Origin of the sequence: Streptomyces flavofungini (genome assembly GCF_041028215.1) — a bacterium.
Taxonomy (GTDB): domain Bacteria; phylum Actinomycetota; class Actinomycetes; order Streptomycetales; family Streptomycetaceae; genus Streptomyces; species Streptomyces flavofungini_B.
Genome location: NZ_JASKYR010000330.1, coordinates 1 through 9,762 on the forward strand (window position 1 = coordinate 1; position 9,762 = coordinate 9,762).

Below are 9,762 nucleotides of genomic sequence, written 5' to 3' on the forward strand. Positions count from 1 at the left end.
GACCGGCACCTCGGTGTACACGGCGTTCTTCGCCGCGCTCTCCTCCACCGCCGCGAGGACCCGCTGCACGGAGAGCCCGTCGGCGAAGGAGGGTTCGGGCCGCTCCCCGGTGGCGATGGCGAGCAGCAGGTCGCGGGCCTGGTGCACGAAGGAGTGCTCGTAGCCGAGACCGTGCCCCGGCGGCCACCAGGCCGCCAGGTAGGGGTGGTCCGGCTCGGTCACCAGGATGCGGCGGAAGCCGGAGGACGCGGCGGGCTCGGTGTGGTCGTGGAAGGAGAGCTCGTTCAGGCGCTCAAGGTCGAAGGCGAGCGAACCGTGGGAACCGTTCAGTTCGAGCCGCAGCGCGTTCTTGCGCCCCGCGGCGAACCGCGTCGCCTCGAAGCTGGCGAGCGCCCCGGAGGGGAACCGGCCGGTGAAGACCGCCGCGTCGTCCACCGTGACCGCGCCGCGCCGCGCGCCGCCCGAAGCGGTGAGCCCGCTGGCGGCCCCGTCCAGGAGCGGCCGCTCCCGTACGAAGGTCTCGGTGAGCGCGGAGACCCCCGCGACCCGCTCCCCCACCAGGTACTGCGCCAGGTCCACGATGTGCGCTCCCAGGTCGCCGAGGGCCCCGGAGCCCGCGCGGTCCTTCCGCAGCCGCCAGGTGAGCGGGAACTCCGGATCGACGAGCCAGTCCTGGAGATACGTCAGGCGTACGTGGCGCAGCGCGCCGAGCCGCCCCTCGGCGACCATCCGCCGGGCCAGCGCGAGGGCGGGCACCCGGCGGTAGTTGAAGCCGACCATCGCCACCTGCCCCCGGGCGCGGGCCCGCTCGGCGGCCTCGGCCATGGCCTCGGCCTCTTCCACGGTGTTGGCCAGGGGCTTCTCGCACAGCACGTGTTTGCCCGCGTCGAGCGCGGCGATGGCGATCTCCGCGTGGCTGTCGCCGGGGGTGCAGATGTCGACGATGTCGACGTCGTCCCTGGCTATCAGGGCCCGCCAGTCGGTCTCGGCGGCGGCCCAGCCGAGCCGGTCGGCGGCGGTGCGGACGGCGTCGGCGTCACGGCCGCAGACGGCCGCGAGCGCCGGTTCGACCGGCAGGTCGAAGACGCGCCCCGCGGTGCGCCAGCCCTGGGAGTGGGCGGCGCCCATGAAGGCGTATCCGACCATGCCCACCCCCAGCGGCCGCTTCCCTGCACCGGTGTCCGGTTCGCCCTGCTCGGAACCACGCGAATCACGCTCACGCATGCGGTAATCCTCCTGATCGACGCTCGGTGGGGGGTGCGGACGCGCGCATCACTTGAAGCCGGTGGACATGTACTGGCCGACGTTCTCCTTGTCGACGACGGCCGAGTAGCAGGTGACGAAGGACGGGATCTCGAACTCCGCCATGCCGCTGATGCCCTTGCCCTGGCCGAGGGCGCGTGCGAGATCGATCGCGGAGGCGGCCATGGTGGGCGGGTAGAGGACGGTGGCCTTCAGGACGCTGTTGTCGGCCTCGATGGCCTGGAAGGCGGAGAGCGCGCCCGCTCCGCCGACCATGAGGAAGTCGTCGCGCCCCGCCTGCTTGATGGCGCGCAGCGCGCCCACGCCCTGGTCGTCGTCGTGGTTCCACAGGGCGTCGAAGTTCTTCTGCGCCTGGAGGAGCTGGGACATCTTCGACTGGCCCGACTCGACGGTGAAGTCGGCGGCCTGCCGGGCCACCTTCTCGATGTTGGAGTAGTTCTTCAGGGCGTCGTCGAAGCCCTTGGAGCGCTGCTTGGTGAGTTCGAGGTTGTCGAGCCCGGCGAGCTCCACCACGCGCGCGTTCTTCTTGTCCTTGAGCTTCTCGCCGATGTAGTGGCCCGCGCTGAGGCCCATCCCGTAGTTGTCGCCGCCGATCCAGCAGCGGTAGGCCTGCGGGGTCGCGAAGACACGGTCCAGGTTGACGACGGGGATGCCCGCCTTCATCGCCTTCAGGCCGACCTGGGTGAGCGCCTTGCCGTCGGCCGGAAGGATGACCAGGACGTCGACCTTCTTGTTGATGAGCGTCTCGACCTGGCCGATCTGGGCGGCGGTGTCGTTGGAGCCCTCGGTGGCCTCCAGGGTGACGTCGGAGTACTTCTTCGCCCGCTCCTTGGCCTGGTCGTTGATGGCGTTGAGCCAGCCGTGGTCGGCCTGCGGGCCCGCGAAGCCGATGGTGACCTTCTTGCCCGGCTTGTCGTCGGCGACCTGCTGGCTCTTGTCGTCGGAGCCCTCGTCCTTGGGCTCGTTGCTGGTGCACCCCGCGATCAGAGCGCCGGAGGACAGCGCGGCGGCTCCGAACAGGAGGCCTCTGCGGCTCGTGGTGGATGGCATGAGTGAACCCCTCGACTCAGTGGTGGGTGGCCGTACGTCGTTGGACGAGCACCGCGGCGACGATGATCGCGCCCTTGGCGATCTGCTGGGTCGCGGTCTCCAGGTTGTTCAGCGCGAAGATGTTGGTGATCGTGGTGAAGATCAGTACGCCGAGCACGGAACCGGTGATGGTGCCCCGGCCGCCGCTGAGCAGGGTCCCGCCGATGATCGCGGCGGCGATGGCGTCGAGTTCGTAGAGGTTGCCGTTGGTGTTCTGGCCCGAGCCGGAGAGGATGATCAGCAGGAACGCCGCGATGCCGCAGCAGAGCCCGGAGAGCAGATACAGGTAGAGCCGCTGCCTGCGGACGTCGATGCCCGCGAGGCGGGCCGCCTCGGCGTTGCCGCCGACCGCGACCGAACGGCGCCCGAAGGTGGTGCGGTTGAGCAGCAGCCAGCCGACGACGGTGACGGCGGCGAAGACCAGGACGAGCGGCGGTATGCCGAAGACGTAGGAGTCGCGCTCGCCGAGCGAGAGCACCCCGTCGACGGTGACCATCTGCGTCTTGCCGTCGGTGATCTGGAGGGCGAGGCCGCGGCCCGACGCCAGCATGGCGAGGGTGGCGATGAACGGCACCATGCCGCCGTACGCGATGAGCAGGCCGTTCACCAGGCCGCACCCCATGCCGACGAGCACGGCGGTGAAGAGGATGCCGGCGAAGCCGTACTCCTGGGTGGCGACGGTGGTGGCCCAGACCGAGGCCAGGGCGACGATCGCGCCGACGGACAGGTCGATGCCGCCGGAGATGATCACGAAGGTCATGCCGACGGTGACGACACCGATGACGGACGCCTGGGTGAGGATGAGCTGGACGTTGTCGGTGTCGAGGAACGAGTCGGGCTGGGTGATGCCGCCGATCACGATCAGTGCGGCGAGCACGCCGAGCAGCGAGAGCGTGCGCACGTCGGCACGGGCCAGCGTGGCGCGCCAGGGGCTGCCGCCGTCGGCCGGGGCGGTCTTGTGGGCGGCGGCCTCGGCCGCCGGGGCGGGCTGGGTCATGACGCCGGGCTCCCTTCGAGGACGAGGTCGAGTACGCGGTGTTCATCGAGGTCACGGGCGGGTGCGCGGTGCACGACCCGGCCTTCGCGGAGGACGAGGACACGGTCGGCGAGGCCGAGCACCTCGGGCACCTCGCTGGAGACGAGGAGGACGGCGAGGCCGTCGTCGGCGAGCCTGCGGATCACCGCGTACAGCTCGGCGCGGGCGCCGACGTCGACGCCGCGGGTGGGCTCGTCGAGCAGCAGGACGCGGCAGCCGCGCAGCAGCCAGCGGGCGAGGACCGCCTTCTGCTGGTTGCCGCCGGAGAGGGTGCGCACGGGGACGTGCGGCTGGTCGGGGCGGAGCGAGAGCTCGCGGGTGGCGGCGCGCGCGGCCCGCAGTTCGGCGCCCCGGTCGACCCAGCCGCCGCGCGAGAAGCGGGACATGGTGGAGACCGACACATTGCGGGTGACGGACTCCAGCATCAGCAGGGCCTGTGCCTTGCGCTCCTCGGGCGCGAGGCCGAGCCCGGCGCGGACGGCGGCACGGACACTGCCGGGGCGCAACGTTTCGCCGCCGACGCTGACCTGTCCGGCGCTCGCCTTCCTGGCCCCGTATATCGTCTCCAGGATCTCCGAGCGGCCCGAGCCGACGAGCCCCGCGAGGCCGACGATCTCGCCGGGGCGCAGATCGAGGTCGACGGGCTCGAACTCGCCGTGCCGGGTGAGGCCCCTCACGCTCAGCACCACGTCTGCCGTGGGAGGTCCGGCCGGCCGGTCGGGGAAGACGTACTCGACGTTGCGGCCCGTCATCAGCGCGACGACGTCCTTGGTGGGGGTGTCCTTCGCGGGCAGTCCGCCCGCGACCGCGCGCCCGTCCTTCAGTACGGTGACACGGTCGCCGATGCGGCGGATCTCCTCCAGGCGGTGGGAGATGTAGACGACGGCGACGCCGTCCGCGGTGAGGTCGCCGACGATGCGGAAGAGATTGTCGACCTCGTCCGGGTCGAGGGCCGCGGAGGGCTCGTCCATCACGATGAGACGCACCTCGTGGGAGAGCGCGCGGGCCATCGAGACGATCTGCTGCTGTGCGGCGGAGAGCTCCCCGACGAGCCGCCCCGGGTCGATCTCACCGTGCCCGAGCCGCTTGAGCAGGGCGGCGGTCGACGCCTTCGCCTCCCTGCCCCGGACGACGAATCCGGCGGCGGTCGGCTCATGCCCGAGATGGACGTTCTCGGCCACGGACAGGTGCTCCACCAGGTCCAGTTCCTGGTAGATGGTGGCGATGCCGAGGCGCATGGCGGCGATCGGCGACTTGAGCGTGGTGCGCTCGCCGCGCCAGGTGATCTCGCCGCCGTCGGGCTGGTGGGCACCGGCGAGGACCTTGATGAGCGTGGACTTCCCGGCGCCGTTCTGGCCCAGGAGGCAGTGCACTTCTCCGGCCTGCACCTGGAGGTCGACGCCGTCGAGCGCGCGGACGCCCGGGAAGGACTTGGTGATGCCGGACATGGTGAGCAGCGGTGGTTCTGGTGCCATGACGGTTCCCATCGGCGGCGGCAGCGGCAGGGCGGGGCGGATTCAGGGCAGGCTGATGTGAGGCGTGGCGGTACCGGCGGAGCCGGGTGCATTCAGGGCAGGGCGGAGCAGGGCAGGGCGGAGCAGGGCGCTGTGCTGGGTGAGGTGGTGCGCTTACGTGCCGTGCGTGATCTCGGTGCGCGGCGTGCTGGGTGCGTCGTTACGTACCGGTCAGGCCGGTGAGAACAGGTGGTCGCTGATGAGCCGGGCGCCGCCGATGACCCCGGCGGCGGGGCCGAGTTCACCGAGGACGATGGGGAGGTTGCCGGTCGCCAGGGGCAGCGACTGGCGGTAGACCTGGGTGCGGATCGCGGCGAGCAGGGTGTGGCCGAGCCCGGTCACACCGCCGCCGATCACCACGAGGCCGGGGTTGAAGAAGCTGACGAGGCCCGCGATGACCTGGCCGGTGCGGTTGCCGCCCGCGCGGATGAGGTCGAGGGCGGTGGGATCGCCCGCTGCGGCGGCCGCCGCGACATCGACGGCGCTGAGCCGCCCCGTCTCGTCGAGCCGCGTGGCGAGTTCGGCGGAGCGCCCGTCCCTGGCCGCCTCCTCGGCATCGCGGGCGAGCGCCGCGCCGCTGAAGTAGGCCTCCAGGCAGCCCCTGTTGCCGCAGGCGCAGGGGCGTCCGTCCGGTTCGGCCTGGATGTGGCCGATGTCGCCGGCGCTGCCCGTCGTACCGCGGTGCACCTCACCGCCGACGACGATGCCGCAGCCGATGCCGGTGCCGATCTTGACGCAGAGGAAGTCGCCCACGGAACGGGCCACGCCCGCGTGCTGCTCCCCCATCGCCATGAGGTTCACGTCGTTGTCGACCATGACGGGGCAGCCGAGCTCCTGGCTGAGGGCCTCCCGTACGGGAAAGCCGTCCCAGCCCGGCATGATCGGCGGCGCGACCGGCACGCCTTCGGGGAAGCGGACGGGTCCGGGGACGCCGATACCGGCGCCGTCGAACCCCTCCGCGAGACCGGAGGCCTTCAGCTTGGCGGCCATCGCGAGGACCTGCTCGAAGACCGCGACCGGTCCCTCGCGCACGTCCATGGGCTGGTTGATGTGGCCGAGCACCTCCAGCTCGGCGTTGGTGACCGCGACGTCGACCGAGGTCGCACCGATGTCCACGCCGAGGAAGCGGAGGGCCGGGGCCAGGCGGATGTTGTGGGAGCGGCGGCCGCCGCGCGAGGCGGCGAGCCCGTCGGCGACCACGAGGCCGGTCTCCAGGAGCCGGTCGACCTCGACGGCCAGCTTCGACCGGGAGAGGTCGACCTGATCGCCGAGCTGGGCACGGGAGTTGGGACCCCCGTCACGCAACAGCCTGAGCAGCCGTGCCTGGTGACCGTTGGCGGGTCGAGCCGTCATACGTCTCACGCGCCCCTCCCCGCCTCTTCGGGCTCCCCATGACGTTGCCCTCGGGCGGTCGGTACGCGATCCGCCGTCCACGGGCTTCCTTCAAGCTTTCGAGGGGAACGTAGCAGTGCCTGCCGGGAGTGGGAAGAACTTGAGCGCGAATTACCCATGACTTTCTCCAGTCACAGGACAAAGGCGGGTTCCCTCAGCATGCACCAGGTCCGCGGACCGCCGTCCGGCAGCGTCACCTCGGCCGTGACGGCGAAGCCGAGCCGCTCGTAGAACCGCACGTTGCGCTCGGTCGAGGTCTCCAGGAAGGCCGGACACCCGGCCCGGTCGGCGGCTTCGAGGCCGGGTCTGAGCACGGCGCCGCCGAGACGCTGGCCCTGCGCCCACGGGTTGACCCCGACGGTGGCGAGGAACCACGCCGGACGCACCGGCCGGAAGGGCCGCAGGGCGAGGTCGGCCGACTCGAAGCAGGCCGCGCGGTCCCCCGCGAGTTCGTCGATCCGCGACCCTATCTCGGCGAAGCCCGGCCCCGGGTCCCGCTCCGGGGTGGTCCACACGGCGACGGCCCGMCCCGCGTCGGCCACCCAGACCCGCCCGTACGCCATGCCGACCCGGGTCAGGAAGAGCTCCTGGAAGAGGCGCACCCGCTCCCGGTGGCCGTCGGCCGCGACGACGTGCCGCGTGAAGGAGTAGTCGGCGAAGGCGCGGGCCAGGGTGTCCACGGCCGTCGGCAGGTCCTCCCGGCGCGCGGGGCGCACCCGGTGACGGTCGTTCGCGTGAGCACGGTCGTTCGTATGAGCACGGTTGTTCGCATGAGCACGGTCGTTCCTGTACGGACGGTCGTTCATCTGCGGTCTCCGGATCTCACGGAGGCGCCGCGGCGGCTCACCCCGGCTTACCTCTGAGGTAATCGACGCCTCCCGGGACGATGGCGCACGATGGTCCTCCGCCACGCCCCCAAGTGGAAGGTCACCTCATGTCGGACACCATGCCGCAGAACGATCTCCGTGCCCAACTGCTCGCCGCCGTCCCCTTCGCCGGGCACCTCGGCGTCACCCTCGACGAGGCGGGACCCGAGCGCGTCGAGGGCACCCTGCCGTGGTCCGCGGAGCTGTGCACGGCGGGGGGTGTGCTGCACGGCGGCGCCGTGATGTCGCTGACGGACACGGTCGGCGCGGTCTGCGCCTTCCTCAACCTGCCCGACGGCGCGATCACCTCGACGATCGAGTCCAAGACGAACTTCCTGCGCGCCGTGCGCTCGGGCTCGGCGCGCGCGGTGGCCAGGCCGCTGCACATCGGCGGCTCCTTCATCGTCGTGCAGACCGAGGTCTTCGACGATCAGGGGCGCCTGTCCGGGCAGACCACCCAGACCCAGGCGGTGCTCGCGGCCAGGAAGTAGCGCCGCCCGCCCGGCACCGGCGGCCCGCCGCGCGCTAGGGGCAGCGCACGACCTGTCCCGCGTACGAGAGGTTGCCGCCGAAGCCGAAGAGCAGGACCGGGTCGCCCGAGCGGAGTTCGCCGCGCTCGACCAGCTTGGACAGGGCCATCGGCACGCTCGCCGCGGAGGTGTTGCCGGACTCGATGACATCGCGCGCGACCACGGCGTGCGTGGCGCCGATGCGCTCCGCGAGCGGCTCGATGATCCGCAGGTTGGCCTGGTGCAGGACGACTCCGGCGAGGTCGGCGGGGGTGAGTCCGGCGCGCTCGCAGGCCTCGCGGGCGAGCGGGGGCAGCCGGGTGGTGGCCCAGCGGTAGACGCTCTGGCCCTCCTGGGCGAAGCGGGGCGGGGTGCCCTCGATGCGCACGGCGTTGCCCATCTCGGGCACCGAGCCCCACAGGACGGGGCCGATGCCGGGCTCCGCGCCCTCCGGGCACGCCTCGACGACGACGGCGCCCGCTCCGTCGCCGGTCAGGACGCAGGTGGTGCGGTCCGTCCAGTCGGTGACCTCGGACATCTTGTCCGCGCCGATGACCAGGGCGCGGGTCGCGGCACCGGCCCGTACGGTGTGGTCGGCGGTGGCGAGCGCGTGGGTGAAACCGGCGCAGACGACGTTGACGTCCATGGCGCACGGCGACGGGATGCCGAGGCGGGCGGCGACCCGGGCGGCCATGTTGGGCGAGCGGTCGATCGCCGTGGAGGTGGCGACGAGCACCAGGTCGATGGCGTCGGCGGTGAGTCCGGCGGCGGCCAGGGCCTTGCCGCCCGCGTGCGCGGCCAGTTCGTCGACCGGCTCCTCGGGGCCCGCGATGTGCCGGGTGCGGATGCCCACCCGGGAGCGGATCCACTCGTCGCTCGTGTCGACCAGCCCGGCGAGGTCCTCGTTGGTGAGGATTCTGGCGGGCTGATAGTGGCCGACTGCGGCGATGCGCGAGCCGTGCATGGGCGGGTCCCCCTTGTTGCCGGAGATGCGGGACCCTCCAGTCTGGTCAGCGACTGGTGAGTAACGGTGCAGGTAAAGCGACAGGAAAGGCGCGTCCGCTTTGGATGCTTCTCATGATCCGTTCACCCTCCGATGAGGCGGGTGACCGCGTGTGCGTATCCGAGGGGCGGTCCGGCCGGCGACCTCGCGTGTGCGGGACAATGAGATCCGCAGCGAGGGCCACTTCGGCCACCAGCACGGAGAGAACCGGGACTGATCAACTCATGGGACGAGTCACGGAGCGACGCAAGGTCATCCGCATCCGCGAGGGGCGGGTCTCCGAGCGGCCCGACACGCTGGTCGCCGAGGAGCCCCTGGAGATCAGGCTGAACGGCAGACCGCTGGCCATCACGATGCGCACGCCGGGCGACGACTTCGCGCTCGCGGCCGGGTTCCTGGTCAGCGAGGGGGTGCTCGGCGCGGCCGACGACCTCCAGTCGATCGTCTACTGCGCGGGGGCGACCGCCGAGGGCGTCAACACCTACAACGTCGTCGATGTGCGGACCGCCCCGGGTGTCGAGCTTCCCGACATCAGCCTGGAGCGGAACGTGTACACCACCTCCTCCTGCGGCCTGTGCGGCAAGGCGAGTCTGGACGCGGTCCGCACCACGGCCCGCTTCCCGATCGCCGACGCTCCCCCGGTCCGGCTCGGCGTCGAGCTGCTCGCGAGCCTGCCCGACCGGCTGCGCGCGGCTCAGCGGGTCTTCGACAGGACGGGCGGGCTGCACGCGGCGGCGCTCTTCTCCGAGGAGGGCGAACTGCTCGACATACGGGAGGACGTGGGGCGGCACAACGCCGTCGACAAGCTCGTGGGCCGGGCGCTCCAGGACGGGCGGCTGCCGCTGTCCCGCTGCGTCCTCCTCGTCTCCGGGCGCGCCTCCTTCGAGCTGGCCCAGAAGGCGGTGATGGCGGGCATTCCGGTGCTCGCCGCGGTCTCCGCGCCGTCGTCGCTCGCCGTCGACCTGGCCGCCGAGAGCGGCCTCACGCTGATCGGCTTCCTGCGGGGCTCCTCCATGAACGTGTACGCGGGCGAGCACCGCGTCGCGCTGCGGACCCCGGCCGCCCAGGGCTGACCCCGGGGCTCCTCAGC

Annotated in this window: 9 protein-coding genes; 2 read left to right on the forward strand and 7 right to left on the reverse strand. The window is 71.9% G+C overall.

Annotation, left to right across the window (positions count from 1 at the left end):
- The 6 genes from AB8Z36_RS22250 to AB8Z36_RS22275 form a co-directional block, all read right to left on the reverse strand.
- The coding region (locus AB8Z36_RS22250) for a Gfo/Idh/MocA family protein (protein WP_369215122.1) at window positions 1–1,224 on the reverse strand (1,224 nt) is incomplete at its 3' end.
- Window positions 1,225–1,272: 48 nt separating this feature from the next.
- Entirely contained in the window at window positions 1,273–2,313 is a 1,041-nt protein-coding gene (locus AB8Z36_RS22255; RefSeq protein WP_369215123.1) for a substrate-binding domain-containing protein, read from the reverse strand.
- Between the two features lie 16 nt (window positions 2,314–2,329).
- Entirely contained in the window at window positions 2,330–3,349 is a 1,020-nt protein-coding gene (locus AB8Z36_RS22260) for an ABC transporter permease (protein ID WP_369215124.1), read from the reverse strand.
- A complete protein-coding gene (locus AB8Z36_RS22265; protein WP_369215125.1) occupies window positions 3,346–4,863 on the reverse strand; it encodes a sugar ABC transporter ATP-binding protein in 1,518 nt (505 codons plus the stop codon). Before AB8Z36_RS22265 ends, AB8Z36_RS22260 begins: the two co-directional genes overlap by 4 nt.
- Window positions 4,864–5,073: 210 nt before the next feature.
- Window positions 5,074–6,255, reverse strand: a complete 1,182-nt coding sequence (locus tag AB8Z36_RS22270; protein WP_369215130.1) for an ROK family transcriptional regulator — start codon at window positions 6,253–6,255, stop codon at window positions 5,074–5,076.
- A 170-nt stretch (window positions 6,256–6,425) separates the two neighbouring features.
- On the reverse strand, window positions 6,426–7,010 hold the full coding sequence (locus AB8Z36_RS22275; RefSeq protein ID WP_369215126.1) for a GNAT family N-acetyltransferase: 585 nt from the start codon (window positions 7,008–7,010) through the stop codon (window positions 6,426–6,428).
- 218 nt (window positions 7,011–7,228) lie between these two features.
- On the opposite strand from AB8Z36_RS22275, the gene AB8Z36_RS22280 reads away from it, so the two are divergent.
- A complete protein-coding gene (locus tag AB8Z36_RS22280; protein WP_369215127.1) occupies window positions 7,229–7,651 on the forward strand; it encodes a PaaI family thioesterase in 423 nt (140 codons plus the stop codon).
- 34 nt (window positions 7,652–7,685) lie between these two features.
- Here the strand turns inward: AB8Z36_RS22280 and AB8Z36_RS22285 are convergent, their stop codons facing one another.
- Window positions 7,686–8,633, reverse strand: coding sequence for a beta-ketoacyl-ACP synthase III (locus tag AB8Z36_RS22285; RefSeq protein ID WP_369215128.1), 948 nt, complete (start codon window positions 8,631–8,633; stop codon window positions 7,686–7,688).
- A gap of 263 nt (window positions 8,634–8,896) precedes the next feature.
- Here AB8Z36_RS22285 and fdhD point away from each other — a divergent pair, with 263 nt between their 5' ends.
- Window positions 8,897–9,745, forward strand: a complete 849-nt coding sequence (gene fdhD, locus AB8Z36_RS22290; RefSeq protein ID WP_369215129.1) for a formate dehydrogenase accessory sulfurtransferase FdhD — start codon at window positions 8,897–8,899, stop codon at window positions 9,743–9,745.
- Window positions 9,746–9,762 lie beyond the last annotated feature (17 nt).

Excerpts from the sequence above, each read along its gene's own strand:
- AB8Z36_RS22255 (WP_369215123.1), bottom strand. The coding sequence starts at position 2,313 with ATGCCATCCACCACGAGCCGCAGAGGCCTCCTGTTCGGAGCCGCCGCG.
- AB8Z36_RS22260 (WP_369215124.1), bottom strand. The coding sequence starts at position 3,349 with ATGACCCAGCCCGCCCCGGCGGCCGAGGCCGCCGCCCACAAGACCGCC.
- AB8Z36_RS22265 (WP_369215125.1), bottom strand. The coding sequence starts at position 4,863 with ATGGCACCAGAACCACCGCTGCTCACCATGTCCGGCATCACCAAGTCC.
- AB8Z36_RS22270 (WP_369215130.1), bottom strand. The coding sequence starts at position 6,255 with ATGACGGCTCGACCCGCCAACGGTCACCAGGCACGGCTGCTCAGGCTG.
- AB8Z36_RS22280 (WP_369215127.1), top strand. The coding sequence starts at position 7,229 with ATGTCGGACACCATGCCGCAGAACGATCTCCGTGCCCAACTGCTCGCC.
- AB8Z36_RS22285 (WP_369215128.1), bottom strand. The coding sequence starts at position 8,633 with ATGCACGGCTCGCGCATCGCCGCAGTCGGCCACTATCAGCCCGCCAGA.
- fdhD (WP_369215129.1), top strand. The coding sequence starts at position 8,897 with ATGGGACGAGTCACGGAGCGACGCAAGGTCATCCGCATCCGCGAGGGG.